Here is a 25,560-nt window from a genome sequence, read left to right on the forward strand (position 1 = left end):
ATCCTGGCGGACGCCGAGCCTGCGCTGGTGCTGACGGACAGCCGCTGGCCGCTGCCCGACCGACGACGGGTGCGCCGGCCCGCGCCGTTCCCGGCCCCGCCGCCGGCGGGCACCGCCCCGGTCAGCCGTGCGGGACGAGGGCGACCGGGCACCGGACGTGGTGGATCGCGGCGTGCGCGACCGGGCCGAGGTGGGCGCCGAGGAGGGTGCGGCGGACGCGGCGGCCGACGACGAGCAGCCGGGCTCCGGCCGCCGCGTCCACCAGGGCGACGGAGGCGCTTCCCTGGATCAGGTCGGCGGTCACCGCCACCTCGGGGTGGCGCTCCCGCCAGGGGGTCACCTGCTCGGCGAACCGGGCCCGGTCGACGGAGGCGAGTTCGCCCAGCCCGCCGACGGCCTCGAGTGCCGTGTACTGGCTGGAGACCGGCGGCGACCAGACGTGCACCACCCGCAGCGGCGCCCGGCGCCGGGCGGCCGCGTCGAAGGCGAAGGCCAGCACGTCGTCCATCGGATGGGCGAGGTCCAGGCCCACCAGCACCGGGCCCTCCGACTCCTCCGCCTCGGCCCGGACCAGCACCACCGGGCAGCCCGCCCGGCGCAGCACCTCCTGGCTCACCGAGCCGACCAGGAAGCCGCGCACCGCGCCCAGCCCGCGCGAGCCCAGGACGAGCAGGGCGGCCGACGTGCCGACGGCCTCCAGCGCCTCGGCCGGGTCGGTCGGGACGATCGCCGAGGTGACCGGCCCGTCGCCGGCCAGCGGGCGCAGCTCCCGCGCCCGCAGCTCCAGCCGGTCCAGGGCGTCGCGGTACGTCTCCTCGCTGCCGACCACGTCCCGGTGCGGCCAGGGCCAGGCCTCCAGGAGGTCCAGCGGGCAGCCGCGGCGCCGCGCCTCCCGGGCGGCCCACTCGGTGGCGGCGAGGCTCTCGGGCGAGCCGTCGAATCCGGCGACGACGGGTGCGGTCATGGTCTGCTCCTCATCCGCGCAGCGTGTCCAGGGCGGCGTTCAGCCGCCGCGCCGCCTCGTCCGCGACCTCGCCCAGCCCGCCCCCGGACCCGGCCAGGGCGACCATCGTCTGCGGGTCGACGGCCTCCACCACCGTGGCGTCGCCGTCCGTCCGGACCACCACGTTGCAGGGCAGCAGCAGCCCGATCCGGCGGTCGGCCTGGAGCGCGCGGTGGGCGAGGGCGGGGTTGCAGGCGCCGAGGATCAGGTAGTCCTCGACCTCCGCGCCGATCTTCTCGCGCAGCGTCGTCCGGACGTCGATGGTGGTCAGGACGCCGAAGCCCTGCTCCTTGAGCGCGGCGGTGACCGCCTCCACCGCCTGTGCGAACGGCCGGTCGAGCCGTACGCCGAGACCGTAGTCCATGGTTCCTCCGGGGGTGTCGGGTGGCCTGGGAGGTCGCGGCCCCAGTATCGGCGGGCGCCGCGCCCGCCGCCTCCCGGGGCCGAGCCGCGGCGGTGCCGGTGGTGACGCACGGCGAGGACCGCCGTGCGGTGGCGGCGCGGGTCGGCAGGACCGCCGGGCCCGCGCACGGTCCGTCAGGCGGACGCCGCCGAGGCCCTCCGGCTGTCACGGGGGCCGGCGGGGGGCCGCTGCCTCATGCACCCGGGACAACGGGTGGAGCAGACTTCAGGGATATGCGGGAGCCCGACGACGAAGGGGCGGACTCATGGCTGCGGAGAGCGTGCGAAGAGCCTGGTGGCGGCCTCGGTCCGGTCCTGCGGAGCGACAACTGGCCGCGGCCGGGCTGTGCGCGCTCGTCTGCGTGGTGGCCGGCGGGCTGTGGGTCGGGTACGTGCTGAGCCACCTCGGCGCGCCCGGGGTCTCGGTGCCCACCCACGACCTGGCGGTGCTCGGGTACGGCCTCGCCGCCGTCGCCGGTGGAGTACTGCTGCACGCCCACCGGCCGGGGAGCCAGCTCGGCTGGGTGCTGCTCGTGTACGGGGCGGCGACGATCCTCCCGGTCGCGGCCGAGGCCCCGATCTGGGTCGAGGGGGGCGACCCGCGCATGGTCGGGGCGGTGGTGGTGCTGTCCTCGCTGTGCGACACCGTCAGCGGAGCCCTGTGGCACGCGCTGCCGCTGTGGCTGCCGTTCGGGACGCTGCCGAGCAGGCGGTGGTGGTTCGCGATCGGCGCCGTGGCGCTGTGGCGGCTGCCCCCGGCGAGCTACTACGTCTCCGAGCCGACCGTGTTCGGCCGGCCCAACCCGTTCGCGGGCAGCGGCCTCGCGCACCTGCTGCAGGGCTTCAACGACCGGATGCTCGACACCCAGCTCGTCGTGTACGTCGCGCTGACCGTCCTGGTGGTGCTCGTCCCGCTCGCGCGGATCCGCGGGGCGTCCCGGCGGCGCCGGCAGAACGTCCTGATCGGCCTCGGGGTGTACCTGCTGTGGGGCGGGGCCGAACTCGGCTACTACTTCGACCAGGGCACGGCCGCGTACACCGCGTTCGCGGTCACCTCGGCGCTGTGGACGCTCACCCTGGCCGCCGTGGTGGTCCGGGACGGGTCCTGGCGGCTCGACCGGGCCGCCCGGCGGGTGCTGACCGGCCTGCTGGTGGCCGCCGGGCTGGCCGTGGCCTTCGTGGTGGTGGCCTGCCTGCTCTCCACCATGCTGATGCCCGGGACCGGTCTCGGGGCGCTGGTGGTGGTCGCCGCGGTCTTCCTGCTCGCGACCGGCCTGCCCCGGGGCGTGCGCTGGGCCTCCGGCGTCGTCGACCGCTGGTACTACGGCTCGCGCGCCCAGCCGTACCAGGTGTTGCGCAGCCTCGCCGGGAGGGTCAGCCAGACCGTCGACCCGCAGGAGGTGCCGGCCGTGCTGTGCCGCACCGTCAGTGAGGAACTGCTGCTCCCCGGCGTGGAGTTGACCGTCTCCACGCGGAGCGGCGAACGGTCGCTGGCGGCCGTCGGGGAGCTCACCGGCGGCGGCGAGGGCTTCCCGCTGGTGCACCGCGGGGAGCGGATCGGACGGCTCGCCGTCGCCCCGCGCCCGGGGCAGCGGGCGCTCGACGACAGCGACCGTGACATCCTGCGCTCGCTCGCCGACCAGGCCGCGCCCGCCGTCGCCTCGCTCCAGCTGATGGCGGACCTGCGGGCCAGCCGCGAGCGGATCGTCGCCGCCCGCGAGGAGGAGCGGCGCCAGCTGCGCCGGGACATCCACGACGGCCTCGGCCCGCTGCTGGCCGGGCTGCGGCTGCGCCTCCAGGCCGCCGCCGCGGTGGACGACCCGGCGCTCTTCTCCGGCGTGCTGGACCGGGTCGCGGACGACCTCGCCACGGCGGTCCGGGAGGTCCGGCGGATCACCGACCGGCTCGGGCCCACGGCGCTGGGCGACTACGGCCTGTCCAGTGCGCTCGGCCGGCTCGCCGAGACCTTCAGCGGCCCGGACCTCGCCGTCGCCACCCGGCTGGAGCCCGACCCGCTGCCGGCGCTGCCCGCCGCCGTCGAGGTCGCGGTCTACCGGATCACCGCGGAGGCGCTCAACAACGTGGTGCGCCACGCCCGGGCGAGCAGCGCCACGGTGTCCGTGCGGGTGGACGCCGGGCACCTGGAACTCGAGGTCGAGGACGACGGGCGGGGCCCGGACCACGGGCTCCCGGTGCACCCGGGGGTGGGGCTGCAGTCGATGTCGGAGCGGGCCGCGGAGATCGGCGGCAGCTGCACCGTGGACGCCCTGCGGCGCGGCACCCGGGTGCACGCGGTGCTCCCGCGCAGGCCCGCGAGCGGCTGAGGGGCTGGTCCTTCCCGGCCCGGGGCCAACGAAGAGGCCCCCGGCGCGACGGGTGACGGCCGGGGGCGGGATCGGTGCTTCCGAGGAAGGGGAGGACGAGGGGGTCAGTGGCAGTTGGGGGGAGTGCAGCCGTGGGGGTGGCTGCCGGGGGAAGAGCTGCTGCCGGGGCCGGGACGGTGGCTCCGTCCCGTCTCCGAGGCGCTCTCGCCGCCCCGGACCGGGCACTTGCACGCCCGGAGGGCGGCGGCGATGCTCACCGCGGCGAAGACCGCGGCGACGCCGGCGGCCATCAGCGCGGTGTTGGCCGTTCTGTCGGTCATGGGGTCCTCCACGGGGTTCCGCAGGCGGTCCGCTTCAACCCGCACCCCCATGCCACCGCCCGTCCCGCCCCAGCCGCATGAGGCCACGGTCCTGTCCCGGTCCCGACGTGCGGGAACTCCATCGGATCGAACGCATGATCGAAATTCTGTTATGCGGCGTCGGCGGGAACGGGTTCGTTCACTAACATCGACAGTGGCCCCCCGCGATGTCCGTGATATACGAAATGCTTCACCGTGCGCGCGGCCGACCAGGGATTTCCTGGAGATCCGCGGGCGAATGCGGGGAGCGACGGGGATCGAGGAAAGGCGATTGAAGAAGGTGCGCAACCATGACCGCTGAGACGGATACCGGACACGGACCGGTGACGGGCGCCCCGCTGCGGCGGCGCGGCGAGGCGCTGGAGAGCGCCATCTACGAGGCGGTCCTCCAACAGCTCACCACCGACGGCTACGCCCGGCTCACCATGGAGGGGGTGGCCGCCGCCGCCCAGACCGGCAAGGCCGCGCTCTACCGCCGCTGGTCCTCCAAGGAGGAGCTGGTCATGGACGCGCTGCGGGCCAGCCTGCCGCCCTCCGGCCCGGCCCCCGACACCGGCAGCCTGCGCGGGGACCTGCTGGAGGTGGTGACCCGGCTGCGGGCGGCGATGGTCAGCGAGCTGGGCGCCGCGGTGCGGGCCATCATGAACGAGCTCGACCACCAGCGGGCGCACGCCTTCGTGGAGATCGTGCTGGAGCGGGTGGTCGAGCCGACGACGGCGCTGCTCGCCGAGGTGCTGGACCGCGGCACCACGCGCGGCGAGGTCCGCCCCGGGGCGGTCACCCCGCTGGTCACCGACCTGGTGCCGGCGCTGATGCTGTACCGGATCAAGATGTGCGGCGGGGAGGCGACGCAGCTCGATCCGGCGGAGATCGTGGACGAGCTGCTGCTGCCGATCGTCCGCCCCTGACGGGGGTGCTCCCGGGTACGCCGGGAAATCCGCGCGCCGCCGGCGGAATCCCACGGGCGTGTTCCTGTGTTCCGGACGGAATTCCCGTGGGATTCGGCGGCGGCGGTGGCGGTCCGCGCCAGGCCCGGGCTCAGGCGCCCGGGCCCGCCGCGGCTCAGGCCCCGCTGTGGCGGAGCATGGACTCGCGCTCGACGACCTTGACCCGCTCGCGCTGCTCGGCCTCGCCGAGCGCGCGCTCGTGGGCGTCCAGCAGCTTCCAGCCGTCCCAGGTGGTGAAGCGGACGCCCTGCGCGCGCAGGTGCTCCTCGACGGCCGCCGGCTCCGGCTCGACGGCGCCGGGCAGGCGGTCGGCCGCGTGGTCGTCCAGCAGGCAGGCGACGGTCTCGTTGGCGTCGCCCTTGGTGTGGCCGATCAGGCCGACCGGGCCGCGCTTGATCCAGCCGGTGACGTACGTGGCGGTGCGGTGCGAGCCGTCGCCGTCCAGGACCCGTCCGGCCTGGTGCGGGACGGTGCCCGAGGCCGGGTCGAAGGGCAGCTTGGGCAGCTCGTCGGAGTAGTAGCCGACCGCGCGGTAGACCGACTGGACGTCCCAGTCGGTGAAGGCGCCGGTGCCGCGCACGTTGCCGGTGCCGTCCAGCTCGGTGCGCTCGGTGCGCAGGCCGACCACCTTGCCGTCCTCGCCGAGCACCTCGACCGGGGACTCGAAGAAGTGCAGGTACACCCGGTGCGGGCGGTCGCCGACGTCGCGGATCGCCCAGTTCTCCAGCGTCGAGGCGACCAGGTCGACGTGCTTGACCGCGCGGCGCTCGGCGATCGAGCCGTCGTCGTACTCGATGTCCTCGGGGGCGACGATCACCTCGATGGTGGGGGAGTGGTCCAGCTCACGCAGTTCCATCGGGCTGAACTTGGCCTGGGCGGGGCCGCGGCGGCCGAAAACGTGCACCTCGACGGCCCGGTTACGCCGCAGGCCCTCGTAGACGTTCGGCGGGATCTCGGTGGGCAGCAGCTCGTCGGCGGTCTTGGCGAGGACCCGGGCGACGTCCAGGGCGACGTTGCCGACGCCGAGCACGGCGACCTTCTCGGCCTCCAGCGGCCAGGTCCGGGGCACGTCCGGGTGGCCGTCGTACCAGGAGACGAAGTCGGCCGCGCCGTAGGAGCCGTCGAGGTGGATGCCGGGTATGTCCAGGGCGCGGTCGGCCATCGCGCCGGTGGAGAAGACCACGGCGTCGTAGAAGCGGTGCAGGTCGTCCAGGGCGAGGTCGTTCGGGTAGTCGACGTTGCCGAACAGCCGGACCTGGGGCTTGTCGAGCACCTGGTGCAGGGCGGTGACGATGCCCTTGATACGCGGGTGGTCGGGGGCGACCCCGTAGCGGATCAGACCGAACGGGGCGGGCATCCGCTCGAACAGGTCGATGGAGACACCGGGGTCCTGGGCGGCGTCGGACTTCAGCAGGGCATCCGCGGCGTAGATGCCGGCGGGGCCGGCTCCGACGATCGCGACTCGGATCGGGCGGGGCATGACGAGTGGTCCTCCGGTCGGGCGCGATGCAAACGTGGTCTGAACCTTTGTAGCAAACCCTACGGATGACCTGGGAAGTAGGTGGTGATGATCTATGAGGTCATAGGACTGGCCTATGGCCTCGGCGCGGGTCCGACCGGGGCTCCGACGGCGTCCCGGCGGTGTCCCGGCGGCTTCGGCGGGGCCTACCGGCGGCCCGTGCGGGCCGGTAGCGTCGCCGGGTGACCACCACCACCGCCTCCGCGGCGGGCTCCGGCCGCGCCCGGCCGCCGCTGGTGACGTGGGCGCTGCTGGTGCGCCTCGTCTCCCTCTTCGGCTGCACCACCGGGTTCAACCTGCTGCTCTCCGCCGTCCCGTTGTACGCCCAGGAGTCCGGCGGCGGCGAGCACGCGGCGGGTCTGGCCACCGGCGCGCTGATGTTCGCCACCGTGGTCGGCGAGCTCGCCACCCCGTCGCTGACCGCGAGGTTCGGCCACCGCTGGGCGCTGGCGGCCGGGCTGGTGCTGCTGGGCGCGCCCACCCTGGCGCTCGCCTGGACCGGCGGCATGGCGGCCGTGGTCGCGGTCTGCCTGCTGCGCGGGCTCGGCTTCGCCGTCGCGCTGGTCGCGGGCGGGGCGCTGACCGCCGCGCTGATCCCGGCCGAACGGCGCGGCGAGGGGCTCGCCCTGGTCGGGCTGGTCTCCGGGCTGACCGCCCTGGCCGGTCAGCCGCTCGGTGTCTGGCTGGCCCAGCACGTCGGCTGGGGCTGGGTGTTCGCGATCGGTGCGGCGGCGCCGCTGGCCGCCGTCGTCTCCGTCCCGGCGCTGCCGGACCGCACCCGGGCCGACGGGCCGACGGTGGGCCTGCGGGAGGGGCTGCGCAGCGGCGCGCTGCTGCGCCCGGCCGTGGTGTTCGGCGCGACGGCGCTGGCGGCCGGGATCCTGGTCACCTTCCTGCCGCTCGCCGTGCCGTCCGCCGCCGCCGTCGCGGCGGCGCTGCTGGTCCAGCCCGCGGCCGCGACGGCGACCCGCTGGCTGGCCGGGCGGTACGGGGACCGCCGGGGCGCGTCCGGGCTGGTGCTGCCCGCCCTGCTGGTCTGCGCCGGCGGGGTGCTGCTGCTGGCCTCGACGGGCAGCCCGGTCGCCGTGGTGGCCGGGGCCACGGTGTTCGGCGCGGGCTTCGGCGTCGCGCAGAACGCGACGCTGACGCTGATGTACGCCCGGGTGCCGCCCGCCGGGTACGGCACCGTGACGGCGCTGTGGAACGTCGCCTTCGACGGCGGCATGGGCGTCGGCGCCGTCGCCTTCGGCGCGGTCGCGGGCGCGACGGGCTACCCGTGGGCGTTCGTGCTCACCGCGGCGGTGATGCTCGCCGCGCTCGCCCCGGCCTGGCGCGACCGGAGGACCAAGGGCTAGCCGGTCCCGGACAGCAGTCCTGAGGAGCCGGCGGTCCGGGGGCGCGGACCGACACGCACGGGGCCGGGCCGTTGCTCGACTTGCCGGGGGCCGGGCGCTTGGATGGATCCGCCCTGGTCAACGCCCGGACGCGGCCAGACGGCCCCCGGCCAGCCGAGGAGTCACCACCGTGAACGACACCCCCGACCCCGCCGCCGTCGCCCATCGGATCGCCGAACGGCGCGAGCAGCTGGGCCTCAGCGAGGAGGCCCTGGCCAACCGGGCCGCGATGGCCCCCCGCTACCTGCGGTGCCTGCTGGAGGCGGGGCCCGGCTTCGACCCGGCGGGCTTCGTCCGGATCGCCGCCGCCCTCGACACCACCCCGGGCGAGCTGCGGTCCGGCCGTGCCGACGCCGCGCCCGGCCAGGGCGGCCCCGGCCCGCGCCCCCGGCTGCTCGACCTCACCGAGCCGGAGTGCTGGCAGCTGGTCGGCGGCCACGGCATCGGCCGGATCGCCCTGCCGGTCGAGCCGGGGCCGGTGGTGCTGCCGGTCAACTACGTGGTGGACCAGGGCTCCTTCGCCTACCGCACCGGCGAGCACGACGCCGCCGCCCCGGTCGAGGGGGCCGCGGTCTCCTTCCAGGTCGACCACATCGACGAGTACCTCGGGCGCGGCTGGAGCGTGCTCGCCCTCGGCCCGGCGCACTACGTGGACGACCCCGCCGAGCTCGACCGGCTGGCCGGGCTGCCCGGCGCGGCCCCCTGGGCGGGCGGGGCGCGGCCGCGCTGGGTGCGGATCCGCCCGGAGGAGGTCAGCGGCCGGCGGCTGGTCACGGGGTGAGGCGGGCCGAGGACGCGGGTGCCGCGACGGGCCGTGGACGAGCGTCGGCAAGGGGCGGGAACAAGCGTCGGTACGGCCCGTGGACGGGCGGCCCCGATGACTGGTAAGCAGGCCGGAGACGGCCGGTCCGTCCGGGCCGCCGTCCGGGACGTACCACCAGGAGAGCAGGGGCGATGCGCAGAGTTCTGATCGTCGGCGCAGGGCAGGCCGGACTCCAACTGGCCCTGGGGCTACAGGCGCACGGCTACGACGTGACCGTGCTGACCGACCGCGGCCCGGAGGAGGTGCGCGGCGGTCGGGTGATGTCCAGCCAGTGCATGTTCGACTCCGCGCTGCGCACCGAGCGGGCCCTCGGCCTGGACCTGTGGGCCGATCGGGCGCCCCGGATCGAGGGCCTCGGGGTGTCGGTCGCCGGGCCGGAGGCGGAGCGGGCGGTCGACTGGGTCGGGCGGCTGGACGCCTACGCGCAGTCCGTCGACCAGCGGCTGAAGATGTCCACCTGGCTGGAGCTGTTCGCGGAGCGCGGCGGCCGGGTGGAGCTGCGCCAGGTGACCGCGGCAGACCTGCAGAACCTGGTCGGCTCGTACGACCTGGTGCTGGTCGCCTCCGGAAAGGGCGCGCTGGCCTCGCTGTTCGAGCGCGACCACGAGCGCTCCCCGTACGAGCGGCCGCAGCGGGCGCTGGCGGCCAGCTATGTGCACGGGCTCGGTCCGCGCCCCGAGCACGACTACCCGGCGGTGCGCTGCAACCTGGTGCCGGGTGTCGGCGAGCTCTTCCTGGTGCCGGCGCTGACCGAGGCCGGCCCGTGCGACGCCATGGTCTGGGAGGCGATTCCCGGCGGCCCGGCGGACGCCTTCGACGGGATCCGCGATCCCGCCGAACACCTGCGGGTGACGCTGGAGTTGATGAAGGCCTTCACGCCTTGGGAGTACGACCGCACCCGCGCCGGCGTCGAACTCACCGACGCCGGAGCGACGCTGGCCGGGCGCTTCGCCCCGGGGGTGCGCCGTCCGATCGGCGAACTGCCCGGCGGTGGCACGGTGCTGGGTGTCGCGGACGTGGTCGTCCTCAACGACCCGATCGCGGGCCAGGGCTCCAACAACGCCGCCAAGTGCGCCGCCGGCTACCTGGAGGCGATCCTCGCCCACGGCGACAGGCCCTTCGACCGGGCCTTCCAGCAGGCGGCCTTCGACGGGTTCTGGCGAACCGCCGCCCCCTCCACCACCTGGAGCAACGAGCTGCTCGCCCCGCCGCCCCCGCACGTCCTCCGGATCCTCGGGGCGGGGGGTTCGCTGCCCGCCGTGGCCCACCGGTTCGCCAACGCCTTCGACGACCCGGCGGACCTGGAGGAGTGGTACTTCGACCCGGCCAGGGCGGAGGCCTACCTGGCCTCGGTCGCGGCGGAGGACTGAAAGGTCAAGTTCTTCCCAAGTTCCGTACAAGCAAACGCCCTTCGTGGTGGGTTCTTCTCGCCCCCACCCGAGGGGCGCCTCCGGCCCGGTACCACGGGCCGGGCGGGCGAAGCGGACACCAGGAGGAGAGCCAGTGGCGGTCGACGGGGGCAACATGGCCCAGGCAGTGATCGATACGGCGTACAACGAGCGCAAACGGCTGCACACCGGGCGCAGCCGGACCGTCGCCGTGGTCCTGTTCGGCCTGCTGATCGCACTCGGCTTCTTCCTGGCCCTGGCGGTCGGCAAGGCGGACCCGAACACCCCGCCGACCTGCGACGGCAAGACCATGACCCGGCACAGCGAGTGCCGGATATGGTCCAGCCGCGGCGGCGGGGGCACCTACTCGTACGACGAGATGATCGACCGTCGGGAGTCCGGGAACGGCGTGTGGCGGGTGGTCGGCTTCGGCGGCGCGGGCGTGGCCGCCGTGCTGATGGTCGTCTCGATCGCCAAGCTCAACCCGAACCGCCCGTGGGGCCAGCCGGTCGGTGCCGCCTGCCCGCGCTGCCGGGAGCTCAACCTGCGCGAGAAGCACACCGTGCACAGCGTCACCCGGGGCCGTACCACCCACCGCTACAGCGGCATCGTCACCCTCTGCACCCCGGCCTGCGGGTTCTCCGCGATCCGCCAGCGCTGACCGGCGCCGCGGGGCCCTGCGGTCCGGCGCCGCGGGGGCCGCGGTCCGGGACCGCACGGTCCCGGGAGCCCGAATAGGTCCTCCCGCTCCCACCGGCTACGCTCGACCCCCGTCGAACAAACGATGGGGTGGACCGAGTGGGCAGGTGGGAGCGGGCGCTGGACGCGGCCGGGGTGCGGGAGGCCGGGCTGCGGGCCGACTACGGCCGGCAGCGGGAACAGGTCGCCCGGTACAAGCGGGAGGTCGCGCTCGCCGCCGACCTGCTGCTGCCCGCCCGGACGGTCCCGCACGTGATCGCCGCCGCCGCCTTCATGCACCGCACCGACACCCTGCTCGACAGCGGCCCGCTCGCCGAACGCCGGGCGGCCTCTGCCCGCTGGCAGCGGCAGGTCACCGACAGCCTCGCCGCGGGCCGCACCGACGACCCCGAGCTGCGCCCCCTGCTGAACAGCGTCGCCGCCCACCCCGTGCTGCGGGACCGGGTGCTGGACTTCCTCGCCGCGACCGGGGCCGACCTGGACTTCACGGGGTTCGCCACCGAGGAGGACCACCAGGCCTACATCGACGGGTACTCGCTGCCCGGCTTCATGGTGGTCGCCGCCCTGCTCGGTCCGGACGGGGACCAGGGCGACTACCGCGCCGCCTGCCGCACCTTCATCGACGGCAGCCAGCGGCTTGACTTCGTCAACGACCTCGCCGAGGACCTCGCCGAGGGCCGGCTGACCATCCCCGAGCAGACCCTCCGGGAGCACGGCGTCACCCGCGCCGACCTGGAACAGGCCCGCGACCTGCCCGCCGTACGGGCTCTGCTCGCCGCCCTGCTGGACCGGGCCGACCGCAGCCTCGCCGAGGGCCGGGCCGTGATCGACCGGGTGCCGCCCGCCCACCGCCCGATGGTCCGCTGCATCGTCGGCGTGGAGGAGCTCACCAGCGCCGCCGCCCGCGCCGACCTCGGCGCCCTGCTGCGCCGTTCGGCGGGCCCGGCGAAGCCCGCCGCGCTGCGCCTGCTGGCCCGCGAGTACCTCCGGGCCCGGCGCCTGCGCGGCTGACCGGCTCGTGTCGTCCCGGTGGGCGCGGGCGGGAGCCGGCGTCCACAAACGGAACCTCCCTTTGTCGTAGTCGATCCGGCGGGTCCGTCAGCTCCCTGTCCCGGGTCGGGTGGCCTGGCTAGCATGAGCCCGCTCAGCACGCAGGACCCAACCACCTGAATGATTGGGAGGACCCCCATGAGTGCCCTGCTGACCGACATCCGCGACGCTGGCCCGCTGGAGATCGACGAGGACGCCATCGTCTTCGAGGACGAGTTCGACGCCGACCTCGCGCCCGCCGCCTGCCTGGGCGAGCCGTGGGTGACCTACGTCCCGACCCGCTTCCCCTGTGAGTTCAACGCCTGATCCACCCGGATCCGAAGGAACGGCGGACCACGGCGGACCGGGGGAGGACGGAACCATGAACGCACCGCCCGACCCCGGCTCCGCCGAGGCCGCGCACCGGGACGCACTGCGGGAGCAACTGGGCGGCAGGGCCGAGCAGTTGGCCGCCCGCGCGCCCGGCCCGCACCGCCCGCTGCGCACCGACGGCCAGTGGTGGTACCTCCGGGACCCGCGCATGCCGGAGCTCGCCCACGGCTGGAAGCTGCACCTCTCCGCCCGCCCGGACGGCTTCGAAGCGCTGCTGGACACGGCGCTCCCGATCCTGCTCGGCCGGGTCTGCGACGTGAAGTTCGCGGTGAGCACGGCCGCGCTGTGGGAGCTCAACAGCGGCCGGCACGGCGCCGCCGCCGTGGGCAAGGCCGTCACGGTCTACCCCCGGCCCGAGGAAGTCCGCGCCCTGGGGCTGGAGTTGGCACAGGCGCTGGCCGGCCGGGAAGGCCCCGCGGTGGTCAGCGACCGCCGGGTCCGGCCGGACGCCCCGGTGCACTACCGCTACGGCCCGTTCCGGGTCACCGACGACGAGGCCCAGGCCGGCATGGCCGGCCCGGACGGCGCGCTGTTCCCCGGCCTGGCCGAGGCCCGCTATCGCCGACCGCCCTGGGCGAGCGACCCGTTCGAGGCGCCCGGCGCCCCCGCCCGCCCGGCGACCACCCGGGTCGGCGACGGCCGCTACCGGATCACCGCCGGCATCACCCGCGCGCCGAGCGGCCACGTCTACCGCGCGGTCCACCTCGCCACCGGGCGCGAGGTGGTGGTCAAGCAGGCCCGGGCCTTCGTCGCCGAGGACGGCGCGGGTGTCGACGCGCGCGGCCGGCTGCGGCACGAGCGCCGGGTGCTCGACGCGCTGGCCGGGGTCCCCGGAGTGCCCGCGCTGGTCGACTACTTCCGACACGGCACCGACGAGTACCTGGTCAGCACCGCCTGCGGGCGGACCGACCTGCGCCGCGAGGTGCTCACCGCCGGCCCGTACGGCGCCGAGGCGGGAGACGCGGGCGGCGCGGATTCTGCGGACAGCGCGGGCGGGCGGGACTGGTGGACGCTGGCGCGCGCGTTGCTGCGGGTGCTGGACGCGGTGCACGCGCGCGGCGTGGTGGTCTGCGACCTCAAGCCCGCGAACGTCGTGCTCGACCGGGACGGCCGGCCCGCGCTGGTCGACTTCGGCGTGAGCGCCCTCGACGGCGACCGCCCGCCGGGCGCCACCGCCGGGTACGGCCTGCCCGGCGCCACCGGGGAGGATTCCACCGAGGACCACTACGCCCTGGGCGCCACCCTGCACCACGCCCTCACCGGCCTCGACCCGGTGGTGATCGACCCCGACCCGGCGACCAACCGCGACCGTACCCTGGCCTGCCTGCGCGCCGCCCTCCCGGAGCCCGGGCACCCGGCGGCGGAACTCGTCGAGGGCCTGCTGAGCTTCGACCCGGAGCGGCGTGCGGCCACGGCGGCCCGCCTGCGCGAGGGGACGGTGCCGGCCCGGCGGGCCCGCCGTGCCCGGTGGAACGCGGAGACCCGGCGGAGCGTCCTGGACGGCGCGCTCGACCACACCGTCACCACCTGCGTCCGGATGGCCCGCGAGCTGCTCGCCGCCGACCCGGGCGCCGAGCGGCCCCGGACCCTGCTCTCGCTGTACGACGGCGCCGCCGGCCTCGGCCTCGAACTGCTCCAGCACCCGGACCGCCCGGACGCCCGCTCCGCCGCCGCCGACCTGGCCGTCTGGACGGCCTCCCACCCGGCCCTCGGCCACCTGGACGGCTCGCTCCACCAGGGCCGTACGGGCGTCGACCTGTTCCTCGCCGAGGCGGCCGCCGCGCTGGGCACCCAGCCCCCGGCGGCCCGCCGGTACGAGGGCACGGGCGTCGACCAGATCGCGGGGACGGCCGGGATCGGCACCGGGCACCTGCTGCTCGCCGGGCTCGCCGGGCTCGGCCCGGAGACGGGAGCGCACCGGGTGGCGGCGGCCGACTGCGCCGCCGAACTGGTCGGCCGTCCGCTGGACGACCTCGGGGAGGAGCCCAACCCCGGCACCGCCGCCCTCGCGGAGGGCTTCGCGCACGGCCGCGCGGGCGTCGCCCACTTCCTGCTCGCGATGCCCGACGAGGCGTCCCGGCGCACCGCCCGGGAGATCGTGGACGGCCTCGCGGCCGACCTCCCCGGCATCATCGCCGCCGCCCGCGCACCCGGGGCGACCCGCCGCTACCTCTCCTGGTGCCGGGGGCTGGCCGGGCTCGGCACCCTCCTGGTCCAGGCCGGCCGGCAGTACGGCGACGACGCGCTGACGGCGCTGGCCGCCGACGCCGCCGACACCTGCCGGACGCTCGCCCCGAGGACCGCGCAGGTCTTCCGCTGCTGCGGGCTCGCGGGCGTCGGCGACCTCTGCGTCGACCTCGCGGTGGCCACCGGCGAGGCCCGGCACTGGGCCGCCGCCCAGGAGGTGGCGGAGCTGATCCTCACCCGGGCGGGCGGCACGCCGAACCGGCCGCTGCTGCCCGGCCGCCGACCGGACACGGAGGCCCGGGCCTGGGCGGTCGGCACCCCCGGCGTCACCACCTTCCTGCGCCGCCTGGCCCGGCGGGGCGGCCCGGTCCCGGGGCTGCTGCCGCTGTACTGAGCGGCCCCGGGGGCGCGAGTCCGAAGGCAGGCCCACGTCCCGCCCCCGGCCGGGCTTCCGCATGCCGTTGAACGGGTGCTGCTCGACGCGGGATCTGGGACCGGTCGAGAAGCCCCGCAGGACGTCCTGGGCCGGGTTGCGTTCAAGCACACCCCGACCACGGGTGTCGATCGTGCCGAGGGCCGTTGTTCCCACCCGTGTCGTCGCACGGCCGGTCCTCCCCGGCGAGCCCCGCCGACGAATTTGCGGACCGGAAACAGGACGGACGGGCGGCGCGCGGATCCGGCGCCGGTCGCGGCCGGGTCGGGCCGTGGTCGGGGGCCCGTGGGGGTCCGCTGGAGTGCCGCTTGAGCCGGACCGGTCTTGAGCCGACGGGGTACGGGCTCCCGGCCAAGGTGCCGGTCGGCCGTACCGCCGGGCGCCGCCAGGTGCCTAGATTCGTTCTCGGGCGGCGCGAAGCCCGGGCCCGAGCGGCCCGAGTGCGGCGCACCCACGGGGGACCCGGCACATTCCGCAGCACCCGCTCGCAGGCACACCTTCCGGTCCGACCGGCCCGCCTGCCCATCCGAGGGAGTTCGCCATGTCCGACACCACCACGTCCCGTATCGCTGCCACCGAGGGCCTCGACCTTCAGGACCTCGACCTCAGCGAGCTGACCGTCACCTCGCTGCGCGACACCGTCGCGCTGCCGGAGAACGGCGCGTCCTGGGGCTCCTGCTCCTGCCAGGGCTCGTCCTCCTGCGCGCAGCCGCAGCTGCCGGACGTGCCGACCGCCTGACGTCCCAGGGTCCGGTTGTACGCCGGGCCTGCCGGCCAGGCCTTCCGGGGCCGGTGCCAGCGCATCAGGACGGAACCCGGCGCGTCCACCCGGACGCGTCGGGTTCGTCCCGCGTACCCAGGGCGTGCCGTGCGGATCCCGGCCGGGCCCGCGACGTCGACGCCGCGGCCCGTCCGACCAGTCCCACGAGACGCGCCGCCAGGCCCCGTCGGAGGGAACCGCCATGCCCAACCGAACCGCCCTGCCCCGGGACGCCCGCGTGCCCTCGCCCTCGCCCGCGCCCTCGCCCTCGCCCGTGAACGCACCCGCACCGGCCCCGGCCGCGTACACCGCGCGCCACGCCCTGGTGCGCTCCACCGTCCTCGCCCGGCCCGCCCAGTCCGCCGACTCGGCGGCTGCCCGGGCGCTGCTGGGCGGCCTCACCGCCGCCGAGGCCGCGGCCGAAGCCCTGCGGCCGGCCCTCTGCGACGACCTGTACGCCAGCCGGGCCGGGCACGACGAGGAGTTCCACCGCCGCGTCGTGCTGCCGCTCCGCCGCGACCTGCACAACGGGCGCCCGCCGCGGGCGGCGCTGCTCGACCGGCTCGGCGACCTGCCGCGCCGCGTCCCCCGACTCGCCGAGTGGCTGGAGCTGCGACGGCTGCGGGCCCGGCTGCTGGCCGCGCTCGCCGATGCCGTCCCGCCCGCCCTGGCCGCCGAACGGGCCTCCCTCGCGGGCATCTGCCGGGAGCCGGCCTTCACCCAGGCCGTCGCCCTCACCAGCGCCGACCTGCTGCGCGCGGTGGCCCACACGGCGGGCGCGACCGGGGAGCCGCGCGGCCGGGCCCGGAAGGAGGAGGCGGCCGTCCTGCGGCACGCCCTGCGGGCCACCGCCAAGACCAGCCCGCTGTCCTGGTTCACCGCCGTCGGCTGGACCTCCGACGTGACGGCGGAGGACGCGGAGGCGGAGGAGGCGGCGGACGGCCCGCGCGCGGTCGTCCGGGAGAACCGGGCGCTGGTCGCCGCGCTCGTCCAGGCCCTGCTCGACGACCCCCGCCGCAGCCGTACGCTGCCGCACCGGATGACCAGCGCCGCCCGGGTCGCCGACGGCCGCGCCCGCTACGCCCGCGCCGAGACGCTGTTCGCGGGCGGGCGCTACCTCGTCACCCGGGAGGAGGAGGTCGAGCTCGCGGCCCGGCCCGAACTGGCCCTGCTCGCCTCGCTCGCGGCCACCCCGGACCCGCCGGACCGGCTCGCCGCCCGGCTCGCCGAGGCCCTCGGCCGCCCCGGCGACGACCCGGCCGCGCACCGGTTCGTGGGCCGGCTCCTGACGGCCCGGCTGCTGGTGCCCGCCGAGCCGGTCGACCCGCAGGACCGGCGGCCGCTCCGCAGCCTGGCCGACTGGCTGCGGCAGTGGCCGGAGGACGCCGCACTGGCCGAACGGCTCGACCGACTCGACCTGGCAACAGGCTCGTTGGTGGCGACCCCGGGCGAGCACCGCCCCGCCCTGCTGGCCTCCCTCGCCGACCACTGGCGGCGACTGCTGGCCGACGCCGGACGGCCGGTGCCGGACGAGGCCGCGCCGCTCAGCGTCCTCAGTGAGGACGTCCACACGCCGGCCGCGCCGTGCCCCCGACTGAGCGCGGCCGACCGTACGGTGCTCGCCGAACTCACCGCGCTCGCCGAGCTGTTCGACCACGGCCACCTGATGCGCCGAGCCGCCCGGGACCGCTTCGTCGCCCGCTACGGCGTCGGCGGGGTGTGCGACGCGCCCTGGGACTTCGGCGCCGACGCGGCGGACGCCTGGGCGGATACCGGCCTGCCGGACGAACTGGCCCTGCTGCGACAGGAGTTCGCCCACCTCCCGGAGCTGGACGGCGAACTCGTGCTCCCCGCCGAGCGGGTCCGCGCCCTGGCCGCGCGGCTGCCCCACTGGACCGCGGCCCGGCCGCTCAGCTACTCCTGGTTCCTCCAACGCGACCCCGTGGACGGCCTGGTGTGCGTCAACCACGTCTACGGCGGCTGGGGGCGCTTCACCAGCCGGTTCCTCGACGGCCTGCCCCCGCGGGCCGCCGCCGAGGTCGCCCGGCAGCTCCGCTCCGGGCTCGGCGCCGGCGCCCGCGCCGCCCAGGTCCGGCCGGTCGGCGGCTTCAACGCCAACCTCCACCCCCGGCTGCTCGCCGACGAGATCGGCCCCGACCGGCGGTGGACCGGCCTCGCCGAGGCCGACCTCGACCTCGTCCACGACCCGGCCGACGACCAGCTCCGGCTGCGGCTGCGCGGCACCGGCGAACTGCTCGACGTCCTCTACCTGGGCTTCCTCGCGCCGGTCATGCTGCCCCGGCGGCTCGGCCCACTGCTCGCCGACCACCCCAACGGGGTCGTCGACTTCCGCCCGCTGCTGCCGCGCACCACCCTGGCCGCGCCCGGCGGCAGCGTGCTGCGCACCCCGCGGCTGCGCCACCGGCACGTCGTCCTCGCCCGCCGCCGCTGGCAGCTACCGGCCGGGGTGCTCGACGCCCTGCGGGCCGAACTCGCCGCCGACCCGGGCCCCGACGGGGTCCCGGCCGCGACCGTCGCCCGCTGGCGGGCCCGGCTCGGCCTGCCCGAACAGCTCTTCCTCCACCCCGCACCGGCCACCGCCGACGGCACGGGCACACCCGCCGACGCCTTCGTCGCCCACCTGCGCGCCCCCAAGCCGCAGCCCGTCGACCTCGGCAACCCGCTGCACCTGCGCCACCTCGCCAAGTGGCTCACCCGGCACCCGCGCGGCGCGGTGCTGGAGGAGGCCCTGCCGGGCATCGCGGGGCAGCGGGAGCCTACCCGAGCCGTGGAACTCGTGGTGGAGACCTACCGGCCCGGCCGGGGCAGCGCGGCGGGGGCCGCTGCCCGCGCTTCCGCCTGTACCGCCCGAGCCGTCCGGACCGCCCGTACCGCCATCGCCGAGGAGGCGCCCGATGAGTGACCCGGCCGACGGCCAGGGGGCCGTGACCGCCTGGGACGTGGTCCTGTACCACTACCGGCCCGACAAGGCCCGCGCGCTGCGCGAAGCCGTCCTGCCGCTGGCCCGGCGGGCGACGGCCGAGGGGCTGGCCGCCCACGTCGAGCGGCACTGGCGGTTCGGTCCGCACCTGCGGCTGCGGCTGCGCGGCCCCGAGGCGCGGGTGTCCGGGGCGGCGCGGCGGTCCGCAGAGGCGCTGCGGGCGTGGGCGGCCGCCCACCCCTCCGTCGCCGACCGCTCGGACGAGCAGCTGCTCGCCGAGGCCGCCGCCGCCGGACGGGCCGAGCTGGTCGCACCGCCGTACGGGCCGCTGGTGCCGGACAACACCGTCGCCGCGGCGCCCGTCGACCGGTCCGCCGAACACGCCCTGCGGTCCCTGATCGGCGCCGAATCCGCCGAGCTGCGCGAGGAGTTGCTACGGACCGGCCTGCCCGCCCTGGACTCGGGCTGCCGCTTCCTCGGCGCGCACGGCGACACACCGCAGGCGCGGGTGCAGCTGGTGGTGACGGCGCTCGCCGCGCACGCCACCGCGCACCCGGACGGGCTGGTCGGCGCGCACTACTCGGTGCTCTCGCACCTGGAGGACTTCCTGGTCCACGAGGACCCGGACGGCAGCCTGCGGGTCGGCTTCGAGCGCCGCTGGGAGCGCACCGGCCGGGCGGTCACGGCGCTGGTGGGCCGGATCACCGAAGGCGGGGCGCGCGACTGGGAGCGGGACTGGGCGCACTGGTCGGCGAGCGCCTGGAGCCTCGCCGAGCGGCGGCTGGCGGCCGGAGCCGACCTCGGCGGCCGCCACGCCGCGTACCGGGAGCGCGCCGAGGCCCTCGGCGACCGGGCCACCGCCGAACGCTGGAACGCCGAACTGCGCACCCGCTACAGCGAGTTCCACCGGCTGCTGCACCGCAGCGACCCCGACGGCGCGATGTGGCACCGCCCGGACTACCTGATCAACCGGACCGGCACCAACGGCCTGTACCGGCTGCTCGCCATCTGCGACGTCCGCCCGCTGGAGCGCTACCTCGCCGCCCACCTGCTGGTGCGCAGTGTGCCCGAGCTGACCGGGCACCGCTGGCAGGCGCTCCTCGGCGCCCCGGAGGCGGCGGGGGCCGGGGCCGGGACCGGCCAGGCGGGCACGGACGGGACGCGCACGGACGGGACGTACATGGAGGGGGCGGGCATGGACCGGACGCGCTTGGAGGGGGCGGCATGACGGCCGAACCGGAGACCCACCGGCCCCGGCTGCGCCCCGGGGTGGCGGTGACCCCGCTGCGCGAGGGGCTGCACCTGCGCGGCCGCGACACCAGCCTCACCCTGGAGGGCAGCCGGGCGCTCCCGGCGCTGTGGCAGGTGCTCGCCGCCCGGCTCGGGCCGGACGCGGAGGCCGCCGGCGCGGCAGCCGACGCCGCCGTCGAGCCGAAGGTGGCGGCCGCGCTGGCCACCGTCACCGCCCGGCTGCGCGAGCACGGCCTGCTCGTGGACCACCCGGACGGGGAGCGCCTGCCGCCCTGGCCCGGCTCGGTGGCGGACGATCCCGGCGGCGCGGCGGCGGCCCTGGCGGCCGCCCGTCCGGTGGTGGCGGCCGCCGACCCGGACGGCCCGTCGGCCCGCGCGGTGGCGCGCGCCCTCGCCCGGGGCGGGACGGCGGCCCCGGCGGTGGTCGCCGAGCCCGGACTGCCGCCCGGCCGGGTGGTGGCCGCGGCGGACGGTCCGTCGGGCCGTGCGGTGGCGGTCGCGGTGCAGTGCGGCGCGGACGGCGGCTTCGTCACCGAGCCCGCCGATCCGGCCCGGGTCCGGGCGGACGCGACGGCGCTCGCGGCCCGGCTGGGCCCCGGCGCCGCCACCGCTTCCGGCGCCGAGCCCCCGCCGGTGCTCCTCGCGCTGCTCGCCGCCGCCGGTGCCCAGCGGCTGCTCTGCGCCGTCGCCGGCCTGCCGGACCCGGGCGAGCCGGCTGAGGACCCGCGGCTGCTCGCTGGGCGTCCCGCCGTCCTGATCGCCGAGGCCCGCCCGCCGCGCGCCGACTACCACCCGTGGGCGGCGGGCCCCGGGGCCGTCGCCGCGCCGCCCGGGGACCTCGCCGAGGCGCTGCGCCGGGTGGACGCCCTCGGGGACGCCCGGCTGGGCGTGCTGGACGCGCCGTCCCCGGGCGAGCTCCCGCAGCTGCCCGTGGCCCTGGTCTCCTGCGGCACCCCGTCCGGCCCGCTGGCGGCCGGTGCGGTGCGGACGGACCTCGCCCGGCTGGCCGCCGCCTGCCGGTCCGTCGAACTGCACCTGGCGGCGGTGGGCGGGGGAGCCGTGCCGGTGGTCGGCGTCGACCCGTCCCACGCGCTCGGCCGGGCCCTGCGCTGGGCCGTCCTCGGGCGGCCGCTCCGGGGCGACCGCCCGGTGCCGGAGTCCGCCTGGCGGGAGCACCCGCAGGCCGGGCACTGGTACGGAGCCCTGGCCCGCCGGCTCGGCCGCGCACCGGATATGACGATGCGTCAACTGGCCTCTGAGCAGGCGTACCTGGCGCAGGCAGAGGGGGCCAGGGCGGTCGAGGCGACCCCCGCCGACGCGGTCGCCCACGCCGCCCTCGCCGCCCTCACCCGCCTGCTGGCCCGGGACGGCGGCCTCGCCGCCGCCCACCACGCCGCCCTCTCCGGCGCCGCCGCCCCGCTCGCCGCCGCCGGACGCACCCCGGCCGCCTGGGCGGACCCCGGCTGGGCCGACCACTGGCTCGCCGACGTCGCCGACCGGGAACCGGACCTGCACGCCGCCCTGGTCCGACTCACCGGCCTGCGGACGACCCGCTGGCAGCCCGCCACCCCCGGGGCCCGCCCGTTCGCCGCGGCCCTGGACGGCTGCGGGTTCACCGCCCTCGTCACCGGGGAGGGCCGCCCATGAACGGGCTGCCGGTGCTCACCCCGGCCGAGGCCCTGGCCGCCACTGGCGGCACCGCCGTCGTCCACCTCGCCGAGTGGACCCTCGGCCTGGCCGAGCGGCTCAGCCGCCACGCCCTGGCACACCCCGTACGCCTGGTGCCGGTGCGCGAGGACGGCGCGCTGACGGTGGTCGGGCCGGTCCTCCACCCCGGGGCGCCCGCCTGCCTGAGCTGCACCGAGGTCCAGCGGCTCGCCACCGCCGGCGGCCGGGTGCCCTGGCAGAGCCCGGCCCTGGCGCTCGGCGGCACCGGCACCCCGGCCTTCGCCGAGGCGGTGACCGCCCTCGCCGCCGACCTGGCCGCCGAGAGCGCCGATTCCGTCGCCACCGTCCACGTGGTGCACGGCGGCCGGGCCACCTGGTCCACCCACCGGGTCCGCCCGGTCGGCGGCTGCGAGGTCTGCCACCCGCTGCCCGCCGACACCCCCGAGGCCGCCCGGCTGCCCGCCACCCCTCGCCCGCTGCCCGACCCGGCCGTCCTGCGCGGCCCCAACGACCGTACGGAAGCGGGGCAGTTGAGGGCCGAACTGTACGACGAGCGGTTCGGCCCGGTCCGCCGGCTGTTCCGCACCGAGGACTCGGCCTTCGCCCTCACCACCGCCTGGGTGACGGACGGCCGGGCGCTGGACGACGGCGGCTACGGGCGGGCGGCGGACTTCCGCGCCAGCGAACGCGTCGCGCTGTTCGAGGCGGTGGAGCGGTACGCGGGCATGCGGCCGCTCGGGCGCCGCACCGCCCTGCGGGCCTCGTACGCCGACCTGGCCGCCGAGCACGGGCCCGGGGCCGTCCTCGACCCGGCCCGGCTCGGCCTGCCCGACGACGCCCCGCCGGGGCACCCCGCCGTGGCCACCGTCCCGTACACCCCCGAGCTGGTACTCGACTGGGTGCACGGCTGGTCGCTCACCCACCGGCGCCCGGTCGCCGTCCCGGAGCACGTCGCCTACTGGGACGTGCCCGGGCGCGACCGCCCCCGGGTGGTCTACGAGTCCTCGAACGGCTGCGGACTCGGCAACAGCCCCCAGGAGGCCGCGCTCTACGGCCTGTTCGAGGTCGCCGAGCGCGACGCCTTCCTGATGGCCTGGTACGCCCGCACCCCGCTGCCCGGCGTCGCCGTCCCCACCGAGGACCCGCGGATCGCCGAACTCGCCGACCGCGCCCGCCTGTTCGGCTACCGGCTCACCCTGCTCGACGCCACCAACGACCTCGGTATCCCCGCCGTGCTCGCCCTCTGCCGCCACCGCGGCGACCACCCCGACGCCCCGCGCACCTTCCTCGCCGCCGGAGCCCACCACGACCCCCTGGCGGCGATCCGCTCCGCCGTCGCCGAGGTGGTCACCAACGTCCAGGAGGCGCCGCACCGCGCCACCGCCCCGGGCGGGCCGCGCGACCCGCGGCGGCTGCGGCCGATGCTGGACCGCCCCGACCTGGTCGTCACCCTGGACGACCACGTCGGCCTCAACGCCCTGCCCGAGGCGCAGCCCCGCCTCGACTTCCTCTTCGCCGGCCCGCCCCCGGTGCCCTGGACCGAGCGGTGGCCCGGCGCCCCCGCACCGGTCGGCGACCTCACCGCGCTGCTGGAGCGGACCGTCGCCCGGCTGGCGGGGGAGGGCCTGGAGGTCCTGGCGGTCACCCAGGACGAACCCGGCGCCCGCGACCGGCTGGGCCTGCACTGCGCCAAGGTCGTCGTCCCCGGCACCCTGCCGATGACCTTCGGCCACGCCAACCGCCGCACCCGCGGCCTGCCCCGCCTCCTGGACGTCCCGTACCGCCTCGGCCGCGCCCCGGCGCCCCTGCGGCACGACGAACTCCCGCTCCACCCGCACCCGTTCCCGTAGCCGCCTGTCCCCGTAGCCGCCCGGAAGGACCGCGATGACCACCCAAGCGCCGCCCGCCGCCCGCTGGCACAGCCTGCACCTCGCGCTGCCGCTGACCGCCCCCGAGGCCGACGCCTTCCTCACCGAGGACCTCGCCCCGCTGATGGCCGGGCTCGCCGGCACCGACTGGTTCTTCATCCGCTACGGCGAGGGCGGCCCCCACCTGCGCATCCGCCTCCGCGGCCCGGGCCCGGCGCCCGCGCACCTGACCGACCTCGCCGCCGAGCTCACCCGCCGCGCTGCCCGCCGCACCCCGCCCGAGGGCCCCTTCGCGGGCGGACACGGCGAGGTCACGGAGGTCCCGTACCAGCCCGAGACCGAGCGCTACGGCGGCGCGGCCCTGCTGCCGATCGCCGAGGAGGTGTTCACCCACTCCACCCGCACCGCCCTCGCCGCCCTGGACGCCCTCCGCGCGGCCCCGGGGGACCGGCTGCCGCTCGCCCTCGACCTCGCCCACACCACCGCCCACGCCCTCGGCCTCGACGAACTCGCCGCCTCCCGCTGGCTGCGCCGCCACGCCGCCTCCTGGCGCTGGGTCACCGAGTTCCGGCCGCTGCCCGGGGCCGCCGTGCACGTCCGGGTCAACACCGTGTTCGCCCGGCAGCGCACCGCGCTGGCCCACCGGGCCCGGGCCCTGCGCACGGCGCTGGACGCCGGCACGGCCGCACCCTGGCTGGCCGACTGGGCGGCGCGGGTCGCCGAGGCCGCCGCCCGGATGCGGGCCGCCGTCCCCGCCTCAGCTGACGCCGACGCCTCCGTCTCCACCGAGGAGCGCCTCTCCTGGATCTGGGCCTCCCAGCTGCACATGCTGTTCAACCGGCTCGGCGTCGGCCCCGACGAGGAGCGGGCGGTCTGCCGCCTCGCCGCCCGCACGCTGCTGGAGACCGGGCAGCCGTTCACCTTCTTCCCCGCCGACCACCACGCCCCGGACCACCAGTACCTGGAGCGCAGCAAGTTCCAGATCGGCCGCCCCGAGGACACCGCCCTGCGCGACCTGCCGCACCACCCGGCCCCGCGCCCCCGCCCCGGCGACCTCCCGCTGCCCGCCGACCCGCTGCCGCCCGTCACCCTCGCCGACGCCCTGCGCACCCGCCACTCCACCCGCGGCCCGCTGACCGGCCCGCTCACCGCCGGCACCCTCGGCGGACTGCTCTGGTCCGCCTGCGCCGCCAACCCCGACACCGGCCACCGCCCGTACCCCAGCGCGGGCGCCCTGCACACCGTACGGCTGCGCCTGCTCGCCCTCGCGGTGGACGGTCTGCCCGCCGGCACCTACCAGTGCCTCCCCGAGCACCGCAGCCTGCGCCCGATCGGCCCGGCCCCCGCCCTCGACGACCTCAAGGCCCTCTCCTCCTACCTCTCCCGCCCGGCCGACGACCCGGACGCCATCGGCATCGACCGGGCCCCCGCCGTCCTCGCCGTCAACCTCGACCTCGCCCACCTCCGCCGCCGCTACGGCCTGCGCGCCCTGCGCCTCGGCCTCCTCGAAGCCGGCCACCTGACCCAGAACCTCCTGCTGACCGCCGCCGCCTTCGGCCTCGGCACCACCCCCCTCGGCGGCCTCCAGGACGACCTGGCCCACGAACTCCTCGCCCTCGACGACCTCGGCGAACCCGTCCAGTACCTCCTCCCCCTGGGCCGCCCGGGGACCGCCCGGACGATCAAGTAGGCCGGTGGAGCGGCCGGTTCACGGCGTCGCGGGCGTTCCCGGAGCCGGCTGCCGACCGCCGAAGAAGACCTGGACGTCCCGGATCAGCCCGTCCCGGACCGTGATCGCCTCGACGTTGCGGTAGCGGCCCCCCGTGGTCAGCTCGTACTCGTAGTAGGCGAAGACGAGTTCCTCGTCGGCGGGCGTCACCCGCAGCAGCCGCTGCTCCGTGAACCGGTGGGCGGTGGGGAAGCAGCGCTCGAAGAACGCGGCCTTGTCGATGCGGTCGTCCTGGGGGCTGGTGAAGGTGAAGTCCTCGGCGTACAGCGGCAGGGCCGCCTCGCGGTCCTGCGACCGGTAGCAGCGGAACGCCGCCTCGACGACGCTCGCGGGGGTGCCGTTCATGCGATCCATACCTTTCTTCGTGGGATCGTTCTGGTCATTCGTAAGATCAGGGCACCCAGGGATGCCGGGTGTGGCTGTCATGTCATTGCCGCGTCCGT

At 76.9% G+C, this 25,560-nt stretch carries 20 protein-coding genes; 15 read left to right on the plus strand and 5 right to left on the minus strand.

The window, feature by feature from the left end; all coding sequences use genetic code 11:
- Positions 1 to 121: 121 nt before the first annotated feature.
- Together ACWDD9_RS42605 and ACWDD9_RS42610 are read right to left on the minus strand one after the other, a co-directional pair.
- Positions 122 to 964: a universal stress protein gene (locus tag ACWDD9_RS42605; RefSeq protein WP_375877643.1), complete on the minus strand. Its 843-nt coding sequence runs from the start codon at positions 962 to 964 to the stop codon at positions 122 to 124.
- Between the two features lie 10 nt (positions 965 to 974).
- Positions 975 to 1,367, minus strand: a complete 393-nt coding sequence (locus tag ACWDD9_RS42610) for a DUF302 domain-containing protein (protein ID WP_375877642.1) — start codon at positions 1,365 to 1,367, stop codon at positions 975 to 977.
- Between the two features lie 304 nt (positions 1,368 to 1,671).
- On the opposite strand from ACWDD9_RS42610, the gene ACWDD9_RS42615 reads away from it, so the two are divergent.
- Positions 1,672 to 3,729, plus strand: coding sequence for a sensor histidine kinase (locus tag ACWDD9_RS42615; RefSeq protein ID WP_375877641.1), 2,058 nt, complete (start codon positions 1,672 to 1,674; stop codon positions 3,727 to 3,729).
- Between the two features lie 104 nt (positions 3,730 to 3,833).
- Here the strand turns inward: ACWDD9_RS42615 and ACWDD9_RS42620 are convergent, their stop codons facing one another.
- The gene (locus ACWDD9_RS42620; RefSeq protein WP_049657541.1) at positions 3,834 to 4,049 is read right to left on the minus strand and encodes a hypothetical protein; all 216 of its coding nucleotides are present in this window, start codon (positions 4,047 to 4,049) and stop codon (positions 3,834 to 3,836) included.
- A gap of 329 nt (positions 4,050 to 4,378) precedes the next feature.
- Here ACWDD9_RS42620 and ACWDD9_RS42625 point away from each other — a divergent pair, with 329 nt between their 5' ends.
- A complete protein-coding gene (locus ACWDD9_RS42625; protein WP_375877640.1) occupies positions 4,379 to 4,996 on the plus strand; it encodes a TetR-like C-terminal domain-containing protein in 618 nt (205 codons plus the stop codon).
- A 154-nt stretch (positions 4,997 to 5,150) separates the two neighbouring features.
- Here ACWDD9_RS42625 and ACWDD9_RS42630 read toward each other — a convergent pair whose 3' ends face one another.
- A complete protein-coding gene (locus ACWDD9_RS42630; RefSeq protein ID WP_049657544.1) occupies positions 5,151 to 6,515 on the minus strand; it encodes an FAD-dependent oxidoreductase in 1,365 nt (454 codons plus the stop codon).
- A 221-nt stretch (positions 6,516 to 6,736) separates the two neighbouring features.
- Between ACWDD9_RS42630 and ACWDD9_RS42635 the strand changes: the two genes are divergently transcribed.
- The 13 genes from ACWDD9_RS42635 to ACWDD9_RS42695 all read left to right on the plus strand — a co-directional run bounded on the left by ACWDD9_RS42635 (position 6,737) and on the right by ACWDD9_RS42695 (position 25,078).
- Positions 6,737 to 7,909, plus strand: coding sequence for an MFS transporter (locus ACWDD9_RS42635; protein WP_074003114.1), 1,173 nt, complete (start codon positions 6,737 to 6,739; stop codon positions 7,907 to 7,909).
- 169 nt (positions 7,910 to 8,078) lie between these two features.
- The gene (locus tag ACWDD9_RS42640; RefSeq protein WP_387973762.1) at positions 8,079 to 8,729 is read left to right on the plus strand and encodes a helix-turn-helix domain-containing protein; all 651 of its coding nucleotides are present in this window, start codon (positions 8,079 to 8,081) and stop codon (positions 8,727 to 8,729) included.
- A gap of 173 nt (positions 8,730 to 8,902) precedes the next feature.
- Positions 8,903 to 10,141, plus strand: coding sequence for a styrene monooxygenase/indole monooxygenase family protein (locus ACWDD9_RS42645; RefSeq protein ID WP_117485561.1), 1,239 nt, complete (start codon positions 8,903 to 8,905; stop codon positions 10,139 to 10,141).
- Positions 10,142 to 10,274: 133 nt separating this feature from the next.
- Entirely contained in the window at positions 10,275 to 10,820 is a 546-nt protein-coding gene (locus ACWDD9_RS42650; RefSeq protein WP_449814644.1) for a hypothetical protein, read from the plus strand.
- A 137-nt stretch (positions 10,821 to 10,957) separates the two neighbouring features.
- A complete protein-coding gene (locus ACWDD9_RS42655) occupies positions 10,958 to 11,869 on the plus strand; it encodes a squalene/phytoene synthase family protein (protein WP_449814645.1) in 912 nt (303 codons plus the stop codon).
- Positions 11,870 to 12,046: 177 nt separating this feature from the next.
- Positions 12,047 to 12,214: an SflA family class IV lanthipeptide gene (locus ACWDD9_RS42660; RefSeq protein ID WP_198959379.1), complete on the plus strand. Its 168-nt coding sequence runs from the start codon at positions 12,047 to 12,049 to the stop codon at positions 12,212 to 12,214.
- Between the two features lie 55 nt (positions 12,215 to 12,269).
- A complete protein-coding gene (gene lanL / locus ACWDD9_RS42665; protein ID WP_449814646.1) occupies positions 12,270 to 14,861 on the plus strand; it encodes a class IV lanthionine synthetase LanL in 2,592 nt (863 codons plus the stop codon).
- 580 nt (positions 14,862 to 15,441) lie between these two features.
- A complete protein-coding gene (locus ACWDD9_RS42670) occupies positions 15,442 to 15,639 on the plus strand; it encodes a thiazolylpeptide-type bacteriocin (protein ID WP_449814647.1) in 198 nt (65 codons plus the stop codon).
- Between the two features lie 223 nt (positions 15,640 to 15,862).
- Complete coding sequence (locus tag ACWDD9_RS42675; RefSeq protein WP_449814648.1) at positions 15,863 to 18,583, plus strand: lantibiotic dehydratase; 2,721 nt, start codon at positions 15,863 to 15,865, stop codon at positions 18,581 to 18,583.
- The gene (locus tag ACWDD9_RS42680; protein WP_449814649.1) at positions 18,576 to 19,829 is read left to right on the plus strand and encodes a hypothetical protein; all 1,254 of its coding nucleotides are present in this window, start codon (positions 18,576 to 18,578) and stop codon (positions 19,827 to 19,829) included. The genes ACWDD9_RS42675 and ACWDD9_RS42680 overlap by 8 nt, the downstream gene beginning before the upstream one ends.
- Complete coding sequence (locus ACWDD9_RS42685; RefSeq protein ID WP_449814650.1) at positions 19,826 to 21,499, plus strand: hypothetical protein; 1,674 nt, start codon at positions 19,826 to 19,828, stop codon at positions 21,497 to 21,499. Before ACWDD9_RS42680 ends, ACWDD9_RS42685 begins: the two co-directional genes overlap by 4 nt.
- On the plus strand, positions 21,496 to 23,370 hold the full coding sequence (locus tag ACWDD9_RS42690) for a TOMM precursor leader peptide-binding protein (protein WP_449814651.1): 1,875 nt from the start codon (positions 21,496 to 21,498) through the stop codon (positions 23,368 to 23,370). Before ACWDD9_RS42685 ends, ACWDD9_RS42690 begins: the two co-directional genes overlap by 4 nt.
- Before the next feature lie 34 nt (positions 23,371 to 23,404).
- On the plus strand, positions 23,405 to 25,078 hold the full coding sequence (locus ACWDD9_RS42695; protein WP_449814652.1) for a thiopeptide-type bacteriocin biosynthesis protein: 1,674 nt from the start codon (positions 23,405 to 23,407) through the stop codon (positions 25,076 to 25,078).
- Positions 25,079 to 25,096: 18 nt separating this feature from the next.
- On the opposite strand, the gene ACWDD9_RS42700 is transcribed toward ACWDD9_RS42695, so the two are convergent.
- Positions 25,097 to 25,462 (minus strand): nuclear transport factor 2 family protein, encoded by a 366-nt coding sequence (locus tag ACWDD9_RS42700; RefSeq protein WP_449814653.1) that lies wholly within the window; start codon positions 25,460 to 25,462, stop codon positions 25,097 to 25,099.
- Positions 25,463 to 25,560 lie beyond the last annotated feature (98 nt).

Source organism: Kitasatospora sp. NPDC001119, assembly GCF_053598475.1.